The 23,007-nt window shown below is 73.8% G+C and carries 20 protein-coding genes; 10 read left to right on the forward strand and 10 right to left on the reverse strand.

The genetic code is table 11. The features are described 5' to 3' along the window. Positions 1 to 27: 27 nt before the first annotated feature. A complete protein-coding gene (locus I598_RS12800; RefSeq protein ID WP_068205270.1) occupies positions 28 to 795 on the forward strand; it encodes an amino acid ABC transporter ATP-binding protein in 768 nt (255 codons plus the stop codon). 12 nt (positions 796 to 807) lie between these two features. Here I598_RS12800 and I598_RS12805 read toward each other — a convergent pair whose 3' ends face one another. Then, positions 808 to 1,533 carry a hypothetical protein gene (locus tag I598_RS12805; protein WP_157557233.1) on the reverse strand — a complete coding sequence of 242 codons (726 nt, stop codon included), beginning with the start codon at positions 1,531 to 1,533 and terminating at the stop codon, positions 808 to 810. Between the two features lie 151 nt (positions 1,534 to 1,684). Between I598_RS12805 and I598_RS12810 the strand changes: the two genes are divergently transcribed. From I598_RS12810 to I598_RS12825, 4 genes are all read left to right on the forward strand, one after another. After that, entirely contained in the window at positions 1,685 to 2,221 is a 537-nt protein-coding gene (locus I598_RS12810; protein WP_198155695.1) for an RNA polymerase sigma factor, read from the forward strand. Continuing rightward, positions 2,218 to 2,991 carry a hypothetical protein gene (locus I598_RS12815; RefSeq protein ID WP_068203296.1) on the forward strand — a complete coding sequence of 258 codons (774 nt, stop codon included), beginning with the start codon at positions 2,218 to 2,220 and terminating at the stop codon, positions 2,989 to 2,991. The genes I598_RS12810 and I598_RS12815 overlap by 4 nt, the downstream gene beginning before the upstream one ends. Positions 2,992 to 3,069: 78 nt before the next feature. Beyond that, positions 3,070 to 3,672 carry a SigE family RNA polymerase sigma factor gene (locus I598_RS12820; RefSeq protein ID WP_232314155.1) on the forward strand — a complete coding sequence of 201 codons (603 nt, stop codon included), beginning with the start codon at positions 3,070 to 3,072 and terminating at the stop codon, positions 3,670 to 3,672. Next, positions 3,672 to 4,559 (forward strand): hypothetical protein, encoded by an 888-nt coding sequence (locus tag I598_RS12825; RefSeq protein WP_068203297.1) that lies wholly within the window; start codon positions 3,672 to 3,674, stop codon positions 4,557 to 4,559. The genes I598_RS12820 and I598_RS12825 overlap by 1 nt, the downstream gene beginning before the upstream one ends. An 87-nt stretch (positions 4,560 to 4,646) precedes the next feature. Here I598_RS12825 and I598_RS12830 read toward each other — a convergent pair whose 3' ends face one another. After that, positions 4,647 to 5,552, reverse strand: coding sequence for an excalibur calcium-binding domain-containing protein (locus I598_RS12830; RefSeq protein ID WP_068203298.1), 906 nt, complete (start codon positions 5,550 to 5,552; stop codon positions 4,647 to 4,649). Between the two features lie 86 nt (positions 5,553 to 5,638). Between I598_RS12830 and I598_RS12835 the strand changes: the two genes are divergently transcribed. Next, on the forward strand, positions 5,639 to 9,310 hold the full coding sequence (locus tag I598_RS12835) for a TM0106 family RecB-like putative nuclease (protein ID WP_068203299.1): 3,672 nt from the start codon (positions 5,639 to 5,641) through the stop codon (positions 9,308 to 9,310). A gap of 272 nt (positions 9,311 to 9,582) precedes the next feature. Here the strand turns inward: I598_RS12835 and I598_RS12840 are convergent, their stop codons facing one another. After that, the gene (locus I598_RS12840) at positions 9,583 to 10,314 is read right to left on the reverse strand and encodes a hypothetical protein (protein WP_068203300.1); all 732 of its coding nucleotides are present in this window, start codon (positions 10,312 to 10,314) and stop codon (positions 9,583 to 9,585) included. A gap of 130 nt (positions 10,315 to 10,444) precedes the next feature. Next, positions 10,445 to 10,648, reverse strand: coding sequence for a transcription antiterminator/RNA stability regulator CspE (gene cspE, locus I598_RS12845; RefSeq protein WP_068203301.1), 204 nt, complete (start codon positions 10,646 to 10,648; stop codon positions 10,445 to 10,447). An 888-nt stretch (positions 10,649 to 11,536) separates the two neighbouring features. On the opposite strand from cspE, the gene I598_RS12850 reads away from it, so the two are divergent. From I598_RS12850 to I598_RS12855, 3 genes are all read left to right on the forward strand, one after another. After that, entirely contained in the window at positions 11,537 to 12,460 is a 924-nt protein-coding gene (locus I598_RS12850; RefSeq protein WP_335583263.1) for an ABC transporter substrate-binding protein, read from the forward strand. 74 nt (positions 12,461 to 12,534) lie between these two features. Next, positions 12,535 to 12,819: a hypothetical protein gene (locus I598_RS18360; protein WP_335583264.1), complete on the forward strand. Its 285-nt coding sequence runs from the start codon at positions 12,535 to 12,537 to the stop codon at positions 12,817 to 12,819. A 284-nt stretch (positions 12,820 to 13,103) separates the two neighbouring features. Beyond that, complete coding sequence (locus tag I598_RS12855; RefSeq protein ID WP_068203302.1) at positions 13,104 to 14,162, forward strand: type IV toxin-antitoxin system AbiEi family antitoxin; 1,059 nt, start codon at positions 13,104 to 13,106, stop codon at positions 14,160 to 14,162. Positions 14,163 to 14,350: 188 nt separating this feature from the next. On the opposite strand, the gene I598_RS12860 is transcribed toward I598_RS12855, so the two are convergent. Genes I598_RS12860 through I598_RS12875 form a run of 4 tightly spaced genes read right to left on the reverse strand, consistent with a single transcriptional unit; the run spans position 14,351 to position 18,509 of the window. Then, positions 14,351 to 15,160, reverse strand: a complete 810-nt coding sequence (locus tag I598_RS12860) for an ABC transporter ATP-binding protein (protein ID WP_068203303.1) — start codon at positions 15,158 to 15,160, stop codon at positions 14,351 to 14,353. Next, positions 15,157 to 16,068: an ABC transporter ATP-binding protein gene (locus tag I598_RS12865; RefSeq protein WP_068203304.1), complete on the reverse strand. Its 912-nt coding sequence runs from the start codon at positions 16,066 to 16,068 to the stop codon at positions 15,157 to 15,159. Before I598_RS12865 ends, I598_RS12860 begins: the two co-directional genes overlap by 4 nt. Beyond that, the gene (locus tag I598_RS12870; protein WP_068203305.1) at positions 16,058 to 17,059 is read right to left on the reverse strand and encodes a branched-chain amino acid ABC transporter permease; all 1,002 of its coding nucleotides are present in this window, start codon (positions 17,057 to 17,059) and stop codon (positions 16,058 to 16,060) included. Before I598_RS12870 ends, I598_RS12865 begins: the two co-directional genes overlap by 11 nt. Positions 17,060 to 17,072: 13 nt before the next feature. Next, entirely contained in the window at positions 17,073 to 18,509 is a 1,437-nt protein-coding gene (locus I598_RS12875) for a branched-chain amino acid ABC transporter permease (protein ID WP_068203306.1), read from the reverse strand. Between the two features lie 292 nt (positions 18,510 to 18,801). Between I598_RS12875 and I598_RS12880 the strand changes: the two genes are divergently transcribed. After that, positions 18,802 to 21,018 carry a S9 family peptidase gene (locus I598_RS12880; protein ID WP_068203307.1) on the forward strand — a complete coding sequence of 739 codons (2,217 nt, stop codon included), beginning with the start codon at positions 18,802 to 18,804 and terminating at the stop codon, positions 21,016 to 21,018. A 3-nt stretch (positions 21,019 to 21,021) separates the two neighbouring features. Here I598_RS12880 and I598_RS12885 read toward each other — a convergent pair whose 3' ends face one another. Continuing rightward, a complete protein-coding gene (locus I598_RS12885) occupies positions 21,022 to 21,945 on the reverse strand; it encodes a diacylglycerol kinase catalytic domain-containing protein (protein WP_068203308.1) in 924 nt (307 codons plus the stop codon). 1 nt (position 21,946) lies between these two features. Next, entirely contained in the window at positions 21,947 to 22,996 is a 1,050-nt protein-coding gene (locus tag I598_RS12890; RefSeq protein ID WP_068203309.1) for an SPFH domain-containing protein, read from the reverse strand. Positions 22,997 to 23,007 lie beyond the last annotated feature (11 nt).

A 23,007-nucleotide genomic window follows, 5' to 3' on the forward strand; every position in this document is an offset into this window, starting at 1 on the left:
ACCCCGACGTCGGGCACGCACGAACCCATGGTCCAGGTGACCGGCGTCCACAAGGTGTTCGGCCACGGCGACGACGCGGTGCACGTGCTGCGCGGCGTCGACCTGGAGGTCCCGCGTGGCAGCGTCACCGTCGTGCTCGGCCCGTCCGGCTCCGGCAAGTCCACCCTGCTGCGCTGCCTCAACGAGCTCGAGCAGATCACCGCCGGCGAAGTGCGGATCGACGGCGAGCTCCTCGGCTACCGCCGGGACGGCCAGGGCGTGCTGCACCGCCTGCACCCGAAGAAGATCGCCGCGCAGCGGTCCCGTATCGGCATGGTGTTCCAGCGGTTCCACCTGTTCGGCCACCTGACGGCGCTGGAGAACGTCATGGAGGCCCCCGTCCAGGTGCGCGGGCTGACCAAGGCGGCGGCCCGCGAGCGGGCCCTCGACCTCCTCGAGCGCGTCGGCCTCGCCGACCGCACCGACCACTACCCGGCGCAGCTCTCCGGCGGTCAGCAGCAGCGCGTCGCCATCGCCCGCGCGCTGGCCATGGACCCCGAGCTCATGCTGTTCGACGAGCCGACGTCCGCGCTCGACCCCGAGCTCGTCGGCGAGGTGCTCGCCGTCATGCAGGACCTCGCCCGCTCCGGCATGACGATGGTCGTGGTGACCCACGAGATCGGGTTCGCCCGCGAGGTCGCCGACCACGTCGTCTTCATGGACGACGGCGTCGTCGTCGAGCAGGGCGCCCCCGCCGACGTGCTGGACTCGCCGTCGGAACCGCGCCTCCGGGAGTTCCTCGCGCACGTCCTCTGAGGCCGGGCCGCGTCAGAGCTTCGAGCAGGCCCGACCCCAGTCGGTGTGGCCGATGGCCACCTTCTTCCAGATGTGCGCCGAGTAGCCCGAGTAGGTGGTGCGCGCCTTGGAGACGGAGCGTGTCATGCCGCTCGACCAGGTGGCGGACGGCCCGGTGAGCCAGGTGTCGCCGCGGTAGCAGGAGTCCGCCGAGGTGGGGATGCGGTAGATGCGCAGGAACCCGGAGACGCTGCCGCTGCCGGAGTACTTCCACGACGCGTAGATGCGGCCGCCGGAGGAGCTGACGCAGATCGTCCCGGGCCCGTGGGTCGACGCGCACCGGTTGCCGCTGCCGATGGCCTGGGTGCTGACCTTGTCGGAGGACGTGAGCCCGCCGGTCGCGAGAGCGCCGGCGTCGGCCTCGGGGCACTCCTCGACCATGTCGACGCGGTGGGTGGAGAGGTCGGCGGGGGCGCCCATGGCGGCGTTGTAGGCGGCGTCGACCTCGTCGACGACGGTCGCCTCGACGAGGGTGCAGCCGCGCGATCGGGAGTCGGCGGCCCAGTCGGTCTGCTCGGCCTGCGCGCGCTCGGCGTCGGCCCACTCCTGCCAGGCGGCGTCGGTGCTGCCGGGCGCGGGCACGCCGGGGAGGTTCTCGGAGGCTGCCCCGGCCGGGGAGACGGTGGCGACGGCGGCCGCTGCGGCCAGCGCTGCCACGGCGAGACCTGCTGAGATGCGGCGTCCGGGGGTCCTGCGCATGCCGAGCTCCTCACGTCGTCGGGCCCGCGGCGCGCGGCACGGGTCGTTCCTGAGACTAGCGAACGCTTGGATCCGGGCAACGATCTGCCAGTACGGTGTAGCAAACCTGCCCCTGCCGGCAATGTCCGGGTGAAGGACCGAGAGGACGATCGTGGACGATGCCGAGGCGCGTGCGTTCCTGACGCGGCTGTGGGTCGACCACCACGAGGACGTGGTGCGGTTCGTGGCCCGCCGCGCCTCGCCGGACGTCGTGGACGACGTCGTCTCGGAGACCTACCTGGTGGCCTGGAGAAGGGTGGACGACGTGCCGACGGACGCACGGCCGTGGCTGTTCGGGGTGGCGCGCAACGTGCTCGCCACGCAGGTGCGCACGCACGGACGCTGGCGGGCGCTCGGGGTGCGGCTGGAGCAGCAGCCGTCGGCGGAGCACGAGGGGGCGGACGACGCCGCGGTGGAGCGGGCGGACCTGCGGCGCGCCTGGGAGCTGTTGGACCCGGCGGACCGGGAGGTGATCGCGCTGGTGGCGTGGGACGGGTTGACGACGACGCAGGCCGCGTCGGTGCTGGGCTGCCGGCCGTCGACGTTCTCGGTGCGGCTGACGCGTGCGCGCAAGCGGCTCCTGGCGTTCTCGGAGGTCCCGAGCGGGACGGCGGACGTGCTGCGGAACCTGCAGCAGGAGGCGCGATGAGGTCGCCGCTGATCGACCAGCTGTCCGGCCTGGACCCTGCGCGCCACGTGCGTGCGCCGGGTGGCCGCGACGACGCGGAGCTGCACGACATCCTCTCGACGGACCGGCACGTGCGGGTGCGACGCAAGGCGCGGCCGGGCATGGTCGCGGCGACCGCCGCGGGCGCCGTGGTCGCGGTGGGGGTCGCGGTGTCGCTGAGCTCCGTGCTGGGGGCCGTCCCGGCGTACGCGTCGTGGACGCCGGTACCCGCCGTCGTGGCCGACCCGCTGCAGGTCGCGCTGGACGCCGGCTGCCCGACGTCGGCGACGGAGATCGTCGGGGAGGGGGCCGACGCCGACATCGCGGAGGTCGCGCTGACGCCCGTCCTGGCGGAGACCCGCGGCGACTACACGTACGTCGTGCTCACCGGGGACGACGCGGCGGGCGACTGCTTCGTCTCCGCGACCGACGACGTGCCGGACGTGTACGCGTCGAGCAGCGTCGGCACCCCGCTGCCCGTGCCGGGCGCCCGGGAGGTGACGGTCGCGGTGAGCGGCACGGCGTCGTGGTCCGCCGGGGACGCCGGCGAGGGCGCGGTGACGTCGGCGTACGGCCGCGCCGGGACCGACGTCGTCGAGGTGACGGCGGTGCTCGACGACGGCGAGCAGGTCGTCGCGTCCGTCGAGGGCGGCTGGTGGGCGCTCTGGGCGCCCGGCGAGGAGTCGTTCGGTGCCGACGTCCAGGTCACGTTCACCGACGGCACGACGACGCAGGTCGCGCTCGCGCCGTGAGGCCGGAGCAGGTGGGCCCGTCGGGAGCCGGACGTCGATCCGGTGGAACCTGACGGGCCCCTGCTGCGTGTTCCCGGTGTGACGACCACGAGACCCGCGGCCACGGCGCCGCGTCGGGCCGCCCCGCCGCCGCCCGAGCCCGCCGACGTCGTCGTGCAGGTGACGCACCTCGACCGGAACGCCGAGTTCACGGCGTTCATGCGCGAGGCCGCCGACCCGCTGCACCGGATGGCGTACCTGCTGTGCGGCGACCGGCACCGCGCCGAGGAGCTCGTGCAGCAGACGTTCGAGCGCACCTACCGGCACTGGGGCCGCGCCCGCCAGGGCGAGCCGATCGCGTACGCCCGCCGTGTGCTCGCGAACCTGCGCGTCGACACGTGGCGGCGCACCCGGCGGGAGGTGCCCGCGGACCACGACGGCCTCACCGCCGCCTCGTCGTCGCGGGCCGCGCCCGACGGCGGCACCCGGCACGTGGAGGAGCGGGACGCCGTCGTGCGCGCCCTGCTCCTGCTGCCCGTCAAGCAACGCCGCGTCGTGGTGATGCGGCACCTCGTCGGCCTGACCGAGGCCGAGGTGTCCCACGAGCTCGGCATCCCCGTCGGCACCGTGAAGTCCACCGCCTCCCGCGCCCTGGCGCACCTGCGCGCCCTCCTCGACCTCGACGACCTCCGGAGCACCTGATGAACGACGACGCCCTCCTCGACCGCCTGCGCCGTGCCGCCGCCGACGTGCCGCCGTCCACCCTCGACCTGACCGCCGTGCTGCGCTCCGCGCGGCGCAAGCGGACCCGCCACCGCACCGTCGTGGCGTCCGGGTGCGTGGCCGCCGTCGCCGGCGTGGGGGCCGTGGCGCCCGCGCTGCCGGGGCTCCTGCCGCCGGGGCCGGTGGCCGACGTCGCCGCCGCGGCGCTCGGCCCGAGCTGTCCCGGCGAGATCGTCCTGGACTGGGACCGCATGGAGATCGAGCCGGTCGTCCGAGCCACCCACGTCGCGGGTGTCGACGTGGACGGGACGAGCCGGACGCTGGGCAGCTCCCGGCGGGACGATGGCCCGACGGTGCAGGCGTCCGCTGAGCTGCCGGGTCGGGTGCGCGACGCCGTCCTCCGGGCGGCCCGTGAGCAGGACGAGGCAGGGATCTACTACGACGGCGAGCTGTTCGACGAGGTCGGCGGGAGGATCTTTCCCACCGACGAGGAGCTCTACTCGTCGGAGCCGCCGTTCGCGGGCTTCGTCGCCGCCGAGGACGGCGGCGACCCCGGTCTGGTGCCGTTGCCCGCAGGGCTCGGCCCGGGGGTCCACGTCGCCTTCGAGGAAGGGCTGCGCCACACCGCCACGGGTACCGCCCGCTGCGGCGGGACGCAGCACCTCTTCCGGCTGACGTACACCGAGCCGACCGGCGGCGGGAAGATCGACTGCCGCGACCCGGTGCTGGGGATCGTCGAGCTGGCCGTGCAGGCGGCCCGGTGCCCCGACGGTGTGCCGGCGCACCGCGCCGACGGCGACCGGCTGACCGAGGCGGAGATCGCCGACCTCGTCACCGACCTGGAGCTGGAGCCCGCCGTCGGGTGACGTGCGGGCACTGCTCCCGGCGAGCTGTCCCCGTCGAGGCGGCGGCTCGCCGGGAGGCGGCACCGTCCGTCGCGGGCGACGGCGCCGCTACTCGCCGTCCTCGCAGGCGAGGCCGTTGTTGTTCGGGTCGAGGCTGCCCCGGTAGCCGGGCTGGCCGTTCTGGATGGGCGCGGCACCGGCGTTGCGGGCGTCGTCGCAGCTCCAGTAGAACCACTGGGTGTTCTGGTCCGGCTGCGGCTGCTGCTGTTGCTGCTCCGCCTGCTGGGCGGCCTGGTCGTCGAGCTCCTGCTGGCGGGTGGTGAGCGCGGCCTCCTGCTCGGCGACGGTGTCCTCGCGCTCCTTGAGGGCGTTCTCCCGCTCGTCGAGGGAGGTGGACCGCTCCTCGAGCGTGGTGCGCTCGGCGTCGACCTGGGCCTGCGCCTCGGCCGCGGCGGCGACCTCCCGCTCGGCGTCGGCCACGGCCTGCCGGGCGTCGGAGGTCTGCCCCATGGAGAACACGGCGCCGAGGATGATGCCGAGGGCGAGGCACGCTGCCGCCACGCCCGCGACGAGCCCGGTGGGCGTCCGCTTTCGACGCGGCGGTCCGTCGGCGGACCGGGTGGCGGCGCGCGACGGCGTGCGCTCGGCCGGGGGCAGCGGCGCGGTGCCGTGCTCGGTCGGGTGCGCGTCGCGCTGCGGCGCCGGGGGAGCGGGTGGCGGCGGGGGCGTGGGCACCGGCGTGGCCGACGAGCGCGCGGAGACCGCGGACCGGGTGGGACCACCGGGCGACGCGGACACCGGCGACAGGACGGACGTGGCCGACGGGTCCGCGTGGTGCGCCGGGGCGGACGCCCCGGCGACGACCATCGTGCGGGCGGCGGCGGGCTCGTCCTCGACCCAGTACTCCCATCCCGGGGGTGCGGGCGGCCACGAGGGGTCGGGCGACCACCCGGCGTCGGGCCGGAAGCCCGGGGGGACCTGCCAGCCGGGCGGGGGGTTGAAGCGCGCGGTCATGGTTCTCCTTCGGCGGCGTGCGCGGTCCACTATGGCGGAAACCCTCCCCGAAGGTCCATGTCGGACGGCGCTGGTAGACCTGGGTCATGTTCCTCCTGGGTGCGCGCGACGACGCCGACGGACCGGTCGAGGGGTCGGGGGACCGGCCCTCGCTGGTCTTCTCGGCGAGCGACCTGGTGGTCGCCGCCGAGTGCGAGCACGCGCTGCTGCGCCGTCTCGACGAGGTGCTGGGGCGCGTTCCCGCTGCTCCCCGCGCGCCGGACGAGATGCTGCGTCGCGCCGTCGACCTCGGGGCGGCGCACGAGCAGCAGGTGCTCGACGGACTCGTCGAACAGTTCGGGGCCGGCGTCGTCGAACCCGCCGCCCCGGCCACCACGGCCGTCCACGACCTCGTCGCCGCCCACGAGCGGACCCTGGCGGCGATGGCGGGCGGCGCCGACGTCGTCTCCCAGGGCACGCTGTTCGACGGCGGCTTCCTGGGGCGTGCGGACTTCCTCGTGCGCGACGGCGTCGCCGCCGACGGGCGGCCCCGCTACGCCGTCTGGGACACCAAGCTCGCCCGCCGTGAGAAGGTGCGGGCCGTCCTGCAGGTCGCGGCCTACGCCGAGCTGCTCCAGGAGTCCGGGGTCGACCCCACCGAGCACGCGCACCTCGTGCTCGGCACCGGCGAACGGACGGCCCACCTGCTCGCCGAGGTGCTGCCCGTGCTGCGGTCGAGGCGCGCGCGGCTGCTCGACCTCGTGGACCGGCACGTCGAGGCCGGCGAACCCGTGGTCTGGGACGCCCCCGGGCACCGGGCCTGCCAGCGCCTGGGCGCGTGCCCCGACTGCGCGGCCGCGGCGGAGGCCCACTCCGACGTGCTGCTGGTGGCGGGCGTGTACGGCCCGCAGCGCGCCCGGCTGGCGGAGGCCGGGATCACCACGATGAAGGGCCTCGCCGAGGCCGCCGACGCGCCCGCAGGGATCGGCACCGACCGATTCGCCGGCCTCCGGCGGCAGGCCGGCCTCCAGCTCTGCACGGACCCCGGCGACGGGGCGGTCGTCGTCGCGGGCGAGGACGGGCCGGCCGAGCTGCGCTGGGCGCTCACCGACCCCCGCGCCGTCGAGCGGATCCCGCCGCCCAGCGTCGGCGACGTGTTCTTCGACTTCGAGGGCGACCCGCTGTGGGTGCCGCCGGACGTCGTCGGTCCGGCCGTCTCGGGGATCGACTACCTGTTCGGCTGGGTGACGCGCGACCTCGACGCCGAGGGCCGGCCGACCTTCCACAGCCTGTGGGCCGACTCGCTCGCCGAGGAGGCCGCCGCGCTGCGCGAGTTCGTCGACGAGATCGCCGAGCGTCGTCGCCGATGGCCCGACATGCACGTCTACCACTACGCCGCGTACGAGCGCACCCATCTGCTGTCCATCGCCGCGCGCCACGGCGTCTACGAGGAGGAGGTCGACGAGCTGCTGCGCTCCGGTGTCCTCGTCGACCTCTACGCGACCGTGCGGGCCGGGCTGCGGATCTCGCACCGGTCGCGCTCCATCAAGAAGCTCGAACCCCTCTACATGGGTGACGAGGCCGCGCGCGCCGGGGTCACCGACGCCGCGACGTCCGTCGTGGAGTACGCCGAGTACTGCGACCTGCTCGCCGCGGGCGACGCCGCCGCGGCCGCCCACCGCCGTGCCGAGATCCTCGACTACAACCGCTACGACTGCCTGTCCACCCTGCGCCTGCTCGACTGGCTGCGCGCCGCGCACGACACCGTCGTCGGACCCGTCGAGGTCGCGGTCGCGGCCCCGCTGGAGGTCGCCGCCCCGCCACCACCGGACGAGCGCGCCGCGCTCGAGGCGCGCGTGCGGGAGGTCGCCGAGCACGAGCACCCGCACACCCCGGCCGACCGGGCCGCCGTCCGCGCCCTCAGCCTGCTGGGCGCCGCCGTCGGGTACCACCGGCGCGAGAACAAGGCCTACTGGCAGGCCCACTACGCGCGCCTCGAGCTGCCCCCCGAGGAGTGGCCCGGTCGTCGGTCGTCGGCCGTGGTCGAGTCCGGGCGCGTGGTGCGGGACTGGGAGGTCGAACCCGGCAAGCGCACCCCGTCCCGTGTGGTCGAGCTGCGCGTCCACGCCGTCGAGGGCTCCGAGCTCCGCCCCGGCGTGCGGGCGTACCTGTTGTACGAGGCGCCCGGCCCCGCCGTGATCGGGGAGATCGGGCCGCGCGCCGTGCGCGGCTGCCACAACAAGGTGAGCATCACCGGCGTCCGACGGGAGACCGACGGACGGCGCGACGTCGACGTGCTCACCGTCCGGGAGGCCGTCGGGGCGAAGGACGAGCCGCACCACGAGCTGCCCTCGGGGCTGGCCGTCGACGGGTTCGTCCCGGCCGACCCGCAGCAGCGCGCCACCGCGGAGGCCGCGGACGCCGCGCTGACCGCCTGGCAGGCCGCCGCGGCCACCGGCGCGCCCGCGGCCCGGCGACTGCCCGCCGGACCCATGACGGACCTCCTGCAGCGCCGCGACCCCCGCGTGCGGGGCGGCCTCCCCGTCCCCGCCGCCGGGCCGGACGGCGAACCGGACCTCGTCGCCGCCGTGCAGGAGGCGGTACGACGCCTCGACCGGTCGTACCTCGCCGTGCAGGGACCGCCCGGGACCGGCAAGACCTACCTCGCGTCCCACGTCGTCGCCGCGCTCGTCGCCGACGGCTGGCGCGTCGGCGTCGTGGCGCAGTCGCACGCGGTCGTCGAGAACCTGCTCACGGGGATCCTCGCCGCCGGGGTGCCCGCCGAGCAGGTCGCCAAGAAGGGCGGCAGCAAGCCCGACGCCGTCCCGTGGCAGGTCGTCTCCGCCGACGCCCTCGCCGCGTTCGCCGACACCGCCCAGCAGGAGGCCCGGGGCTGCGTCGTCGGCGGCACCGCCTGGGACTTCGCCCACGACCGCTGGCCCGCCGACGGCCTCGACCTCCTCGTCGTCGACGAGGCCGGACAGTTCTCCGTCGCGAACACCGTGGCCGTCGCGCGGGCCGCGCAGCGGCTCCTGCTCCTCGGCGACCCTCAGCAGCTCCCGCAGGTCTCCCAGGGCACGCACCCCGACCCCGCCGTCGCGGACTCCGCGCTCGGCTGGCTCGCCGACGGGCACGAGACCCTGCCGTCCGCGCTCGGGTACTTCCTGCCCGCCTCCCGGCGCATGCACCCCGCGCTGTGCGCCGCCGTGTCGGACCTCGCCTACTCCGGGCGGCTGCACGCCCACCCGTCGGCCGCCGGCCGCGCGCTCGACGGCATCGTCCCCGGCGTGCACGAGGTGCTGGTCGAGCACACCGGTCGCGCCGTCTCCTCCGCCGAGGAGGCCGACGAGGTCGTCGCGCAGGTCCGGACCGTCCTCGGCCGGTCGTGGTTGTCCGGGGCAGGGGCTGACCCGCGGCCGCTCGGGCCGACCGACGTCATCGTCGTGGCCGCCTACAACGCCCAGGTGTGGACGGTCCGCCGTGCGCTCGCCGCAGCCGGGCTGGCCGACGTGCCCGTGGGCACCGTCGACCGCTTCCAGGGGCAGGAGGCGCCCGTCGCCATCCTCACCATGGCGGCGTCCTCGCCCCAGGACGTGCCGCGTGGCATGGCGTTCCTCCTCGACCGGCACCGCCTCAACGTCGCCGTGTCCCGCGGCAAGTGGTGCGCCGTGGTCGTCCGCTCGCCCCACCTCACCGACTACCTGCCGACGTCCGTCGCCGACCTCCACCAGCTCGGCGCGTTCCACGCGCTGCTCGCCCGACCGCCCGCCACCTCGTAGGGGGGGCGCAACTGTCGGGTCCGGTGCGCGCTGTCGGGTGCCGGTCGGCGGAGGTGCGCTGTCGGGTTCCGGCCGGCGGAGGGGGACGCGCGTCGTCGCGTTCACGTGCCCCAGGGGGCCTCCCCTTTCGGTCTGACGACGACGCGCGTCCCCCTCCGCCGACGTTCGCCGCTGAGTCAGCGCTCGATGGCGTGAGTCAGCGTGGGTGGGCGCCAGTCAGCGCTCGATGGCGTGAGTCAGCGTGGATCGGCGCCAGTCAGCGCAGGTGACGGTCAGAACCCGCCGAAGTCCCCTCCGCCGAAGTCGCCGCCACCACCGTCACCGCCGAAGAAGCCGCCGAACAGGCCCTCGTCGGCTCCCGCGTCCGCAGCCCCGACGTCTCCACCACCATCGGCACCGGCGTCCGTGGCCCCCGCGTCCTCCACGCCGGCTCCCTCGTCACCGGCCGCTGCGGCGTCCTCGGCGACGGGGGTCGACGGGTCACCGAACGCGGGACCGAACAGCATGTTCGCGACGGCCGAGCCGATGACGACACCCGCGACGGTGCCCAGCAGGCTGGACCCCACCATCGAGCCGAAGCCCATCCCCCCGGGCGCGCCGCCCCGGAACGACTTTTCCAGCGTTCCCGGGTTGCGCAGCTCGGCGCGGGTCGCCATGCGGGCCAGCGACTGCGGGTCGTCGGACGTCGCCCGCTCGGACGGCGGCAGCGTCGCCCCGACCTCGGTGAGCACCTGACGGCGCTGCTCCGGCGTGAGCTGCGCGAACGCCTCGGCGTGCGCCTGCTCGACGGCGTCCGGCGGTGCCGTGCGCAGCAGGTAGCGGTAGCGGTCGATCGCCACGTCGTCGGGGTTGCGCGCGGCGGTCTGCCCGGGTGAGGCCTGCTGCTGCCACTGGGGCGCCTGCGTCGGGGAGGCGTAGCCGCGCGGGGCCGCGCCGCCCGTCATGCCGGGCACGGAGGGGTGGCGGTCGTCGGACCTGCCGAGCAGGCGGTCGAGGAATCCCATACTGGTCGAACGTCGCGCCGCGATGAAGCGTTCCCGGGGACGACGAACGGCCCGCACCTTCGCCGTCTGGCGAGGATACGGGCCGTGCGTGGCTCAGCAGACGTCACCGTGAAGTGACGTCACCACAGCATCAGAGGGGGCGAACGTTCTCCGCCTGCGGGCCCTTCGGGCCCTGGGTGACGTCGAACTCGACCTTCTGCTCCTCCTCCAGGCTGCGGTAGCCCTGGGACTGGATGGCGGAGAAGTGGACGAACACGTCAGCGGTGCCGTCCTCGGGGGCGATGAAGCCGTAGCCCTTCTCGCTGTTGAACCACTTCACGGTTCCGGTGGCCATGGGTACTCCTTCAAGAGGTGGCGCCTCCGCTCGTCGGAGGCGCGCATCACGGTGTTCGTCGTCAACTCTTGAGGGTCCAAGGTCCGTCGGTGGGGCCACGTCAATCCTGACGACGCAACCTTGCCGACGCAGGACGGAGTCCGTCCGGTACGAGCAACACACTGCAACGACGACAACGGTACGCGAGCGGGCGGCCTCGCACCAGCACGGACGGCAAAAAGTTGGGTCCGGAACGCCACCGGCACCCTCGACGGCGGCCCGCGGGCCCTCGGAGCAGCCCCGGCGAGGTGCCCTCGCCGGACATCGGCCCGCGGCGACGACCGGTTGCTCGTCCGACATCGGGCGCCGATCCGACCGCGGTGCACGACGTCGGCGAGCGTTCCGACGCGGCAGGGTTCCGAGCGGGAGCTCGCGCGCGGGAGCGGCCGTCACCGCGGCGGGTGCGACCCGTGCCGGGCGTGCGGGGGCCCCGGAGGCCCGTGAGGGCCGCCAGCGTGCGCCTGGCCTCGGCGGACGTCGTCGTGCCGAGGTCCGCGGACAGGGCCGGACGGCCGGGCGCCGGCCTGCCCCGCGACGGTCCTGACCGCTGCGACGTCGGAAGGGGCGTCGACCCGCCGCCGGTGGCGCCTTGCCGGGGGCGTCGTGCGGTCCGTCCGGACGGGCGCCGACCGTGCGCGGACGACGCGAGCCCCGGACAGGACCGTGCGTGTCCCCGGGAGGTCACGTGATCGGGCTGTGACGTGCATAACAGGTTTGTCACGATCTGGGCCCAGAGTTGGGTGTGTCACATTCCCGTCACACATTCGGGTTAGGTTCAGCGCCACTACATGCGGCATTGAGTGCCGTGCGAGGTCACGAGCCCCGAAGGGGAAGAACATGATTCGACGCATGACGGCCGCGAAGGGCATCGCCCTCGCCGCGGTCCTCGGACTCGGGCTGACCGCCTGTGCTTCCGACGATCCGGCCGAGGAGACCACCTCGGAGGCGACCGCCGCCGAGGGCGGCGACGCCGAGCCGCTGACCATCGGCACGATCCTGCCGGTGACCGGCACCCTGGCGTTCCTCGGCCCGCCCGAGATCGCCGGTGTCGGCCTCGCGGTGGAGGACATCAACGAGGCCGGGGGTGTGCTCGGCAACGACGTCTCGGTCGAGTGGGGCGACTCCGGCGACACGACCGACACGTCGGTGGCGAGCTCCACCGCGACCGACCTCATCGGCAAGGGCGTCTCGGCCGTCATCGGTGCGGCGTCCTCCGGCGTCTCGCTGGCGGTCGTCGACACGTTCGAAGAGGCCGGGGTCATGCAGATCTCGCCGGCGAACACGGCCGCCGACCTGTCGGGCTACGGTCCGTTCTTCGCGCGCACCGCCCCGCCGGACACCGTCCAGGGCGCGGCCCTCGGCTCGCTCGTCCTCGACGGCGGCCACACGAACGTCGCGATGCTCGTCCAGAACGAGGCGTACGGCACCGGCCTGCGCGACCACACGCAGTCGGCCATCGAGGCCGGTGGCGGCACGGTCGTCTACGGCGCCAACGGTGAGGCACAGGAGTTCCCCCGGGTGAGACGAACTTCGGTGCGCAGGTCACCGCGGCACTCGCCTCCGAGCCGGACGCGATCGTCATCATCGCCTTCGAGGAGACGGTCGCGATCGTCAACGAGCTCGTCGCCCAGGGCTGGGAGTTCGACGGCACCACGTACTTCTGCGACGGCAACCTGTCGAACTACGGCGACCAGTTCGACCCGGGCACCCTCGCCGGCGTCCAGGGCACCCTGCCGGGCGCCCAGGCCGACGACTCCTTCAAGGAGCGCCTGAGCACCTGGTACTCCGAGAACGAGTCCGGCGAGCTGGCCGACTTCTCGTACTCCGCGGAGTCGTACGACGCCACGATGCTCGCCGCGCTCGCCGCGGTGAAGGGTGGGGCGACCGACGGCACCACGATCTCCGAGAACATCGGTGCGGTCTCCGGTGCCACCGGTGGCGCCGAGGTCACGTCCTTCGCTGACGCCGTCGCGGCCATCGAGGCCGGTGACGACATCACCTATGTCGGCCCGTCCGGCATCGGCCCGCTGAACGGCGACAACGACCCGTCGTCGGCGTTCATCGGCATCTACGAGTACGGCGACGACAACACGTACACCTACTCGAAGCAGATCGAGGGCACGACCGAGTGATCGCCTGATCCCACGGTCCACCCCTGACGGCGGCCCGGTCACCTCTTCGGTGGCCGGGCCGTCGTCCTGCCGCGAGTCAGCGCAGGACGGTGCGAGTCAGCGCAGAGTGAGCCGAGTCAGCGCAGGACGGCGTGAGTCAGCGCAGGACGGTGTCGTCGAATGAGCGGGACGGAGCGGACGGCGACGCACCGTGCCACCGCTCGCGAACTTCCACAGGTTCGGGGTGTCCACAGCTTCTGCCGACGGCGCGACGACGGCGTCACGGAACGCGACAAGGTCGGGCCATGCCCGAAGCGCCGCACGCCCCCGCGATCCGCCGCATCACGTCGATCCTTTCCGACCTGCACGACCCGTCGTCGCCGTCGGCGGGGATGTTCACCGCCGAGCTGGGTGCCCCGACCGTGCCGGCGGTGCTGGACACGTCGCTCGCCGACTCCCGTCATGTCGCCGACCAGGTGGCGTCCGGCGCGCTGCGCGAGGTGCGGCCGGGCGTCCTGCTGCCCGCTGCCGTCGTCGGCGCCGACCCCGCCGGCCATGACGAGACGCTCCTCGCCGAGGTCCGCGGCGTGCTCGCTGCGTCCCGCAGCAGGCTGTGGTTCAGCCACGCCACGGCGGCACGACTGCTCGGCGCCTGGACGTACGCGACGCCCTGCCTCGTGGACGTCACCCACACGTTCAAGCCGCACGTCGCGGGAGGACGCGAGCCGCTCGTGCGTCGCCACTTCACCACGCTGCCGCCCCGGGAGCGAGCCACGGTCGGTGGCATCCCGGTGACGTCGCCGGAGCGGACGCTCGTCGACTGTCTCCGCACCCTGACCCCCGCGGGTGGGCTCGCCGTCGCCGACTCGCTGTTCCGGCTCGGTGCGGATCCGGCGGAGGTGTCCCGCATCATGACGGCGTCCGCCGGCAAGCGGGGAATGGTGCGAGCACGTCGTCTGCTCGAGCTGTGCGACCCGCGCTCCGGTTCGCCGGGCGAGAGCGTCGCGCGGCTCGTCGCCGCCGACGACGGGCTGCCGCGTCCGGTCTGCCAGATCCCCGTGGTGACGGCGTCGGGCACCTGGTACGTCGACTTCGGATGGCCCGACGTCGGGCTCGGCGTCGAGTTCGACGGTGCCGTGAAGTATGCGGGCGGCCGCTACGGGGACCCGGAGATGGTTCGTCGTCGTCAGGAACGGCGTGCGGCGGCGATCCTCGACGCGGGATACGAGCTCGTCCGCGTCGGCTGGTCCGAGCTGGCCGATCCCTTGACGCTGGGCCACACGTTGCGGGCCGCCTACACGGAGGCTTGGCGCGCTGCGCGGTCCGACGCCGGCCGTCGCCCGGCCCGTGCGGGTCTGCGCTGACTCGCGCCTGCCTGCGCTGACTCGCGCCGTACGGACGACGGCGGCCGGCACTCGAGGAAGAGTGCCGGCCGCCGCCGTTCAGGCCGTGCGCTGACTCGCGCCGTCGTGCGCTGACTGGCGCCCGCTTGCGCTGACTGGCGCCCCACCGCCCCCGGGCGCTCGAGGAGCTGGGCGCCCGGGGGCGGGGGTCAGACGAGGTCGGGCCGGGTGTCCTTGTCGGCCTGCTCGACGTCCTCGGCGAGGGTGCCGAGGTACAGCGAGATGACCTTGGGGTCGGCCTGGAGCTCCCGACCGGTGCCGGTGTACGCGTCCTTGCCCTGGTCGAGGACGTAGCCGCGGTCGCAGATCTGCAGGCAGCGGCGGGCGTTCTGCTCGACCATGACCACCGAGACGCCGGCCTTGTTGATCATGCGGGTCCGCAGGAACGTCTCGTCCTGACGGACGGGGGAGAGGCCGGCGGACGGCTCGTCGAGCAGCAGCACCGACGGGTTCATCATGAGGGCGCGGGCCATGGCGACCATCTGGCGCTCACCGCCCGACATGGCACCGGCCCGCTGCGAGCGGCGGTCGTGGAGCACCGGGAACAGGTCGCCGATGAACTTCCAGCGGTCGTCGAACACCTTGGGCCGCAGGAAGGTCCCCATCCGCATGTTCTCCTCGACGGTCAGCGAGGGGAACACGTTGTTCGTCTGGGGCACGAACCCGACGCCGCGGGCGACGAGCTGGTTGGCCTTCTTGTTGGTGATGTCCTGGCCGTCGAGGGTGACGGTGCCGGAGTGGACCTTGACGAGGCCGAACAGGGCCTTGAGCAGGGTCGACTTGCCGGCGCCGTTGGGCCCGATGATCCCGACGAGCTCGCCCTTGGCGACCTCGAGGGAGCAGCCGTTGAGGATGTTCACGCCGGGCAGGTAGCCGGCGACGAGGTTGTCCGCGTGCAGGAGCAGGTCCTTGCGGGGGGCGGACGGGGTCGTCTCGGCGACGATGGCGGTGTCGGTCATCGCTTCTCCTCCTCGGCCTCGAGCCGGGCGAGCACCTCGGGGTCGAGCAGGGCGTCGTCCCCGAGGTCGGTGTCGTGGTGGGCGCCGAGGTAGGCGTCCACCACGGCCTGGTCCTTCATGACGGTGCCGGGCGGGCCCTCGGCGACGATCCGGCCCTCGGCCATGACGACGACCCAGTCGGAGATGTGCCGGACGGCGTGCATGTCGTGCTCGACGAACAGCACGGTCATGCCCTCGTCGCGCAGCGCCTGGACGTGCCCGAGCAGCGACTGCACGAGGGCGGGGTTCACGCCGGCCATCGGCTCGTCGAGCATGATGATCTTCGGGTCGGTCATGAGCGCGCGCGCCATCTCGAGGAGCTTGCGCTGGCCGCCGGAGAGGGAGCCCGCGTAGTCCTGCGCCTTGGTGTCGAGCTTGAACCGGGCGAGGATCTCCATGGCCTTGGCGGTGGCCTCGGCCTCGTGCTTCTTCCACAGGAACGGCAGCCAGGACAGCACGAACCGTTCGCCGGGGTTGTTCGGCGAGGCGAGCAGCATGTTCTGCAGCACGGTGAGGCGCGAGAGCGCCTTGGTGAGCTGGAACGTGCGGACCATGCCGGACTTCGCGACGGACGCCGCGCTCTTGCCGGACAGGGACCGGCCCTCGAAGCTCCACTTCCCGCTGTTGGGGGCGTCGAACCCGGTGAGCAGGTTGAAGAACGTCGTCTTGCCAGCACCGTTGGGGCCGATGAGCGCCGTGATGACGCCCTTCTGCACCTCGAGATGGTCGACGTCGACGGCGGTCATGCCGCCGAACCGGCGCACGACGTCGTCGGCGATGATGATCGGGTCGGGCTTGGCGGCGCCGGGGACGTGCTCGACGTCCTGCAGGACGGCGGCCACGGGCAGGGTCGTCGTGTCATCGGACATTGAACGCCAGCTCCTTCTTGTTCCCGAGGATGCCCTGAGGTCGGAAGATCACGAGCAGCATGAGGGTGACGCCGACGAGCATGCCTCCGATCTGCTCGACGTTGGTGGTCGAGATGACCTCACCGACGGGCGTGTTCTCGGCGAGGGCACGCATGCCGGTGCGCATGAACATGTAGGCGGCGAAGAAGATCATCGACCCGAGGACGGGCCCGAACACGGTGGCCGCGCCGCCGAGCAGCAGGATCGTCCAGACGAAGAATGTCATGGTGCGACCCATCGAGTCCGGCGCGATGGCTGATGGCAGGGCGAAGACGACGCCGCCGAGGGCGCCGATCGCGCCGCCGATGACGAGCGCCTGGAGCTTGTAGGAGAAGACGTTCTTGCCGAGGGCGCGCACGGCGTCCTCGTCCTCGCGGATGCCCTTGAGCACGCGGCCCCAGGGGCTGCGGGCGATGAGCCAGACGAACAGCAGCACGAGGGCGACGAGGCCCCACGCGAAGATGCGGGTCCACCAGGAGTCGGAGCCGGTGTTGATGTACTCGAACGGGCCGAGGGCGAAGCGTCCGTCGGGCAGCGGCGACAGGTCCTGGAACGCGTCCTTGTAGTCGCGTCCCTGGAGGCCGGAGGCCCCGCCGGTCCACTCCTGCCAGACGGTGGAGCGGCCGAGCCAGCGGATGATCTCCGCGGCGGAGATCGTGACGATCGCGAGGTAGTCGCCGCGCAGCTGGAGCGTGGGCAGGCCGAGCAGCAGGGCGAACAGCACCCCGGCGAGGACGGCGACGAGCAGCGCGAGCCAGAACGACCCGCCCGCGATGATGGTGATGCCGAACCCGTAGGCGCCGAGCAGCATGAAGCCGGCCTGGCCCATGTTCAGCAGGCCCGTGTACCCGAAGTGCAGGTTGAGGCCGATGGCGGCGAGCGCGTAGGCGGCCGTCGCGGGCGCGAGGAGCTCGCCGACGGACTGGGTGAGGATGCGGAGGAACTCTTCCATGATGGGTCTCCTTTCAGCCGATCCGCTCGCGGCGGCCGAGGATGCCCTGCGGCCTGAACAGGAGCACGAGGATGAGGATCACCAGCGCGGACGCGTAGCGCAGGTCGCTGGGGATCACGAGGTTGGAGAGCTCGACGACGAGCCCGATGAGGATCGAGCCGACGAGCGCACCGAACGCGGTGCCGAGCCCGCCGAGCGTGACGGCGGCGAACATCAGCAGCAGGAGCTGCACGCCGAGCTGCCAGTTGAACGACCCGAACGAGATGCCCCACATGAGGCCGGCGAGGGCCGCGAAGCCGGTCGCCATGATCCACACGATGCGGACGATCTTGTCGGGGTCGATGCCGGTGGCGGACGCGAGCGCGGGGTTGTCGGACACGGCGCGGGTGGCGCGGCCGATGCGGGTCCGGGTGAGGAACCAGGCGATGCCGATGATGCAGACGAGCGCGACCACCATGGAGATCCAGGAGACGGTGCTGAGCGTGATCCCGGCGAGGGTGAGCGGCCGGGGGTTGCTCGACAGGATGCGCTCGGAGCCGCCGCCGATGAGCAGCTGGATGACGTACTGCAGCGTGATCGACAGTCCGATGGAGACGATCATGAGCTGCATGACGGGCACGTTGCGGCGTCGCAGCGGTCGCCAGATCCCGGCGTCCTGGGCGAGGCCGGTGAGGGAGCAGGCGACGAGGGTGACGATCGCGCCGAGCCAGATCGGCATCCCCATCTGGTTGATGGTGATGAAGCCGAGGGCGGCGCCGAGCGCGAACTGCTCGCCGTGCGCGAAGTTCGACAGCCCGGTGGTGCCGAAGATGAGGTTGAGGCCGATGGAGGCGAGCGCCAGGAGGAGCCCGAACCGCAGCCCGGAGCCGATCTGCTGCCACACCTGGGCGAGGGAGAGCGTGCGCTCGGAGGCGTCGCCCTCGGGTGCCGCGCCGACGCCCTCGCCGTCGGCCGGCTGCTCGCCGGCCTCGGTCCCGGTGTCGCCGGAGGTGCCGCCACCGGTGGTGGCGCTCTCCGTGGGCGACTCGGCGACGGCGGCCCCGGCCCCGACGCGGAACACGGCGCGGGCGTTGCCGCCGGTCTGCGCGGTGACCTCGATCTCGGCGGGGGAGCCCTCGGGGAGGGGCTGGTCGTCGGGAAGCGTGGCCGGGTCGAGGGCGACGGTGTAGCGCCCGACGTCGGGCACGGCGACGGACACGGGTTCGTCGGCCGTGGTGAGGTCGGCGCTGAAGTCGGCGCCGGTCACGGTGACGGCCACGTCACCGACCCGGTCGTTGTCCTCCGTGAGCACCATGACGGTGACGCAGGCGGTGGTGTCGTCGGGTTCGCAGGCAGCCTCGGTGCTCGCCGTCGCGGGTGGTGCGGCGAGCAGGGCCGGTAGCAGCGCGAGGGACGCGGCGGCCAGGAGGTGGCGCAGCCGGCTCGCAGTGGTGGGTCGGTCCGCTGTCATCGGACGTGGTCCTCCGTCGGTTCATGGTCAGGTGCCCGGGGCCTCCGGGACGACGCCGACCCACCGTGGACGATTCAGGCCTGCTGAACGGCCTGTTGACGCCACGACGGGGCCGACGTGCCGGGAAGTGTATCCAGGTGGTGTGACCTGCATGACACCGGCACGTCACGGGACGGCGTCTCACAGGTCGAAATCCTGGGCAGACACGCGGAAACGCCCCGGGGTGGGCTGCAAACCGTTGCAGAGCCGTGACCAAGGCGACCGGTCCGGGGCGGCCCCGTACGCTGACCGGGTGACCGACGCCGCCCTGCCCGAGCCCGTGTCCACCGCTCCGAACCCTGCCCCGCAGGCCGCCACGGCACCGCCCACGGCGGCCCGTCGTCCGCACGAGCGGACCCATCACGGCCACACCTTCGTCGACGACTACGAGTGGCTGCGCGCCAAGGACGACCCCGAGGTGGTCGCGCACCTCGAGGCGGAGAACGCCTGGACGCAGTCTCAGGTGGCGCACCTGGAGCCGCTGCGCCGGAAGGTCTTCGCGGAGATCAAGGACCGCACGCTGGAGACCGACCTCTCGGTGCCGACCCGCCACGGCGGGTTCTGGTACTACTCGCGCACCCGCGAGGGCAGCCAGTACCCCCTGCACGCCCGGGTGCCGGTGGCCGACGTGGACGACTGGACGCCGCCGGCGATCGAGCCGGGGGAGACGCCGTCGGGCGAGCAGGTGCTGCTGGACGAGAACGCGGCGGCCGCGGGCCACGACTTCTTCTCGCTGGGTTCGTTCGCCGTGTCGGGCGACGGGCGGCTGCTCGTGTACGCCGTGGACGTCACGGGCGACGAGCGGTACACGCTGCGGGTGCGCGACCTGGACGCGGGCACCGACCTGCCGGACGAGGTCCCCGGGACGTTCCCGGGCGCCGTCGTGACGCCGGACGGGCGGTACGTGTTCTACCCGACGGTGGACGACGCGTGGCGCCCGTACCGGATCTGGCGGCACGAGATCGGCACGCCGACCTCCGACGACGTGGTCGTGCTGGAGGAGCCGGACGAGCGGTTCTGGGTCGGTGTGGGGCTGTCGCGCTCGCAGCGGTTCCTGCAGATCGAGCTGGGCTCGAAGAACACGAGCGAGTCGTGGCTGCTGGAGGCCGACGACCCCACGGGCGAGTTCCGGGTGGTGTGGACGCGCCGCGAGGGCGTGGAGTACACGGTGGAGCACGCCCACGTCGACGGTGCGGACGTCTTGCTCGCGCTGCACGACGACGACGCCCGCAACTTCGCGCTGGTCGCGCTCGACGTGCCGGCCCCGGGCTCCGGGCCGGCCGACCCGGCCGACGCGCGCGTCGTGGTGCCGCACGACCCGCAGGCCCGCCTGGAGAGCGTGGACGCGTTCGCCGGGCACGTCGTGCTGGGGCTGCGCCGGGGTGCGACGCCGCGGGTCGCCGTCGTCACGCTGGACGAGGTGCGCGCCGACGCACCGTGGGAGCCGCGCGAGCTGGAGTTCGACGAGCCGCTGTACTCGGCGGCGCTGGGGGCGAACCCGGAGCCCGACGCACCGCTGCTGCGCGTGACGGGCACGTCGTTCGTCACGCCGCCCACGGTGTTCGACGTCGACCTGGCCACGGGGGAACGGGTGGTGCGCCGGCAGCAGCCGGTGCTCGGCGGCTACGACCCGGCCGACTACGCGCAGCGCCGCGAGTGGGCGACCGCGGAGGACGGCACGAGGATCCCGGTCTCGCTGGTGTGGCGTCGTGACGCGGTGACGCTGGACGCGGCGGGGACGGGCGCCGACCCCGCGCCGCTGCTGCTGTACGGGTACGGCGCGTACGAGATCAGCATGGACCCGTACTTCTCGGTGCCGCGGCTGTCGCTGCTGGACCGGGGCGTCGTGTTCGCCGTCGCGCACGTGCGCGGCGGCGGCGAGATGGGGCGCGCCTGGTACGAGGAGGGCCGCACCGACCGCAAGATGAACACGTTCACCGACTTCGTGGCGTGCGCGCGACACCTGGTGGGGACGGGCTGGACGGCTCCCGACCGCATGGTCGCCGACGGCGGCAGCGCGGGCGGGCTGCTCATGGGCGCGGTGACGAACCTGGCGCCCGAGATGTTCGCGGGCGTGCTCGCGGGGGTCCCGTTCGTCGACGCGCTGACGTCGATCCTCGACCCGTCGCTGCCGCTGACGGTCGTCGAGTGGGAGGAGTGGGGCAACCCGCTGGCCGACCCGGCCGTGTACGAGTACATGCGCTCGTACAGCCCGTACGAGAACGTGCCCGACGACGCGTCCCACTACCCGCGGATCCTCGCGGTGACCTCGTTGCACGACACGCGCGTGCTGTACGTGGAGCCGGCGAAGTGGGTGGCGCGGCTGCGGGCGGCGGGTGCGCCCGCGCTGCTGAAGATCGAGATGTCGGCGGGTCACGGCGGCGTCTCGGGCCGGTACGCCCGCTGGGAGGAGATCGCGTTCGAGCACGCGTGGACGCTCGACGTGCTCGGCCTGGCGCAGGTCGACTGAGCCCTACGGCCGCACGAGGCGCAGCGGCTCCGCGCCGCACCGGACGGTGACGCGCTGCCCCCAGGCGGCGTCGAGCCGGTCGTCCTCGATGCCGTCGCCGAACACCACCAGCCGGTCCGAGGCGACGGTGAGCTCGACGGCGTCGCCCGCCTCCACGGTGCCCTCGGTGAGCCGCACGCCCGTGCCGGGCGACGGCCACGCCTCGCGGACGAACCAGCCGAGCCGGTCGTCGGCACGCCCGGGGGCGGCGCGGCCGCCGCGGTCGTGGGCCAGCGACGCCCACCAGCCGGTCGCGCCGGTGCCCGTGGCGACCAGCAGCCCCGACGACGACTGCCGCTCGCTCCCCGCGGCGCACCGCAGCGTGTACCGGGCGCTCTGGTGCGACGGGTGCCCGACGAACACCTCGTTGAGCGCGGTGAGGTGCTGGCCGTCGTCGAGGTCGGCCCGCACCGTGGTGAGGGCGTCCACGGGCAGCAGGGCCGTACGGTCGGGGGCGGTCGTGCCGGCCGGGACGGGCCCGTCGAGGCCGCGCAGCAGCGCGGCCGCGGCGTCCACGGAGTGCCGCACGAGCACGCCCGCGTTGACCCCTGGCTCGGGGTCCACGCCGACGACCGGCTGACCGCGCAGGTACTTCGCGACGTTCGCCACGAGGCCGTCCTGGCCGACCACCACGACGACGTCCTCCGGGGCGACGAGGAACCGGGGCAGGTCCGCCCGTTCGACGTCGGTGCGCGCCCAGTCGCCGGGCAGCGCCGCGACGACGGCGGCCCGCGCGGCGGCGACGGCGTCGTGGCGAGACTGCACGTCGTCGAGCGTGCGGCCGCGCGAGCGGAGGAAGAACTCGGCCTGACCGCGCGTCCCGTGGCGGTCGAGCAGCTCGTCCAGCTCGGTCCGGCGGTGGACGACGACGGCGCGACGGCGGAGCATCTCAGCGCTCCGTCCGCGCCGTCGTGCCGGCACCGCCGGCCGTGACGACGCTGCCGGCCCCGCCGACCAGCGTGCCGAGCACGCCCGTGAGCAGGTCGGGCGTGACCGTGAGGTGCTGCACGCTCGGCAGCGACCGGGCGGCGTCGCGCAGGGCGAGCGCACGCAGCGTCTCCTGCCCGGCCCGGGCGTACACCTCCATGCGGGCCTGCTCGGCCGTCGCCTCCGCCGCGCCGACCTCCCGCACCTGCGCGGCCTTCGCCTCGGTCGTCAGCCGTGACCGCTCCACGCTCGCCCGGGTGTCCACCAGCGCGGCGGCGGCCTTCTCCTGCGCCTCGCGGCGGGCGTTGGCGCCCTCCTGCTCCACGAGGCGCTCGCGGCGGGTGGCGAGCTCGATCTGGCTGGCGAGCTCGTTCTCGGCGATCGTGCGCTCGCGTTCGACGGCGAGGGCGCGCCGCTCGTAGGTGGCCCGGTCGGCCTCGGCCTGGACGTGCTCACGGGCGGGGGTCTGCAGGGCGCGCTCGACGTCCTTCTCGGGGCGGACGGCGAGCACCTGGACGCCGAGGACGGCGATGCCGGTGGCGGCGAGGCGGGGGTCGGCGGGGAGCGCGTCGACGAGCAGGGCACGGACGCGGGGGACCCCGGCCGTCATGGCGTCGGCGAGCGTCAGCGTGGCGAGGAGGTCGGTGGCGTGGCTCTGCGCGAGCCGCCCGACGATGGCGGTGACCTGGTCCCGGCCGGCGGTCGAGGTGCTGCCGTCGTGCGGGTCGACGGCGAAGTCGAGCCGCTGGGAGACGGTGACGGGGTCGACGTACCGGTAGGTGACCCCGGCCTGGACGGTGACGTCCTGGTGGTCGGCGGTGGCGGCGTGGAAGAAGACGGGCAGCTCCTGGTCGTCGACGGGGACCTCGCTGAGCACCGAGGTCGTGGGGCGGAACCAGAACGCCTGGCCGACGCCCTCGTGGGCGAGGCGGCCGCGTCGCAGGTGGACGACGTGGCCGGTGGGGGTGCCGAGGAAGTGGCGGACCCAGGGGTAGGTGCGGACGGTGGCCATGAGGTGTGCTC

The organism is Isoptericola dokdonensis DS-3, from assembly GCF_001636295.1.
In the GTDB taxonomy this organism is placed as follows: domain Bacteria; phylum Actinomycetota; class Actinomycetes; order Actinomycetales; family Cellulomonadaceae; genus Isoptericola; species Isoptericola dokdonensis.

Bases quoted from the DNA above. Each gene is read 5' to 3' on its own strand.
- I598_RS12800 (WP_068205270.1), top strand. From the start codon at position 28: ATGGTCCAGGTGACCGGCGTCCACAAGGTGTTCGGCCACGGCGACGAC.
- I598_RS12805 (WP_157557233.1), bottom strand. From the start codon at position 1,533: ATGCGCAGGACCCCCGGACGCCGCATCTCAGCAGGTCTCGCCGTGGCA.
- I598_RS12815 (WP_068203296.1), top strand. From the start codon at position 2,218: ATGAGGTCGCCGCTGATCGACCAGCTGTCCGGCCTGGACCCTGCGCGC.
- I598_RS12825 (WP_068203297.1), top strand. From the start codon at position 3,672: ATGAACGACGACGCCCTCCTCGACCGCCTGCGCCGTGCCGCCGCCGAC.
- I598_RS12830 (WP_068203298.1), bottom strand. From the start codon at position 5,552: ATGACCGCGCGCTTCAACCCCCCGCCCGGCTGGCAGGTCCCCCCGGGC.
- I598_RS12835 (WP_068203299.1), top strand. From the start codon at position 5,639: ATGTTCCTCCTGGGTGCGCGCGACGACGCCGACGGACCGGTCGAGGGG.
- I598_RS12840 (WP_068203300.1), bottom strand. From the start codon at position 10,314: ATGGGATTCCTCGACCGCCTGCTCGGCAGGTCCGACGACCGCCACCCC.
- cspE (WP_068203301.1), bottom strand. From the start codon at position 10,648: ATGGCCACCGGAACCGTGAAGTGGTTCAACAGCGAGAAGGGCTACGGC.
- I598_RS12850 (WP_335583263.1), top strand. From the start codon at position 11,537: ATGACGGCCGCGAAGGGCATCGCCCTCGCCGCGGTCCTCGGACTCGGG.
- I598_RS18360 (WP_335583264.1), top strand. From the start codon at position 12,535: ATGCTCGCCGCGCTCGCCGCGGTGAAGGGTGGGGCGACCGACGGCACC.
- I598_RS12855 (WP_068203302.1), top strand. From the start codon at position 13,104: ATGCCCGAAGCGCCGCACGCCCCCGCGATCCGCCGCATCACGTCGATC.
- I598_RS12860 (WP_068203303.1), bottom strand. From the start codon at position 15,160: ATGACCGACACCGCCATCGTCGCCGAGACGACCCCGTCCGCCCCCCGC.
- I598_RS12865 (WP_068203304.1), bottom strand. From the start codon at position 16,068: ATGTCCGATGACACGACGACCCTGCCCGTGGCCGCCGTCCTGCAGGAC.
- I598_RS12870 (WP_068203305.1), bottom strand. From the start codon at position 17,059: ATGGAAGAGTTCCTCCGCATCCTCACCCAGTCCGTCGGCGAGCTCCTC.
- I598_RS12875 (WP_068203306.1), bottom strand. From the start codon at position 18,509: ATGACAGCGGACCGACCCACCACTGCGAGCCGGCTGCGCCACCTCCTG.
- I598_RS12885 (WP_068203308.1), bottom strand. From the start codon at position 21,945: ATGCTCCGCCGTCGCGCCGTCGTCGTCCACCGCCGGACCGAGCTGGAC.
- I598_RS12890 (WP_068203309.1), bottom strand. From the start codon at position 22,996: ATGGCCACCGTCCGCACCTACCCCTGGGTCCGCCACTTCCTCGGCACC.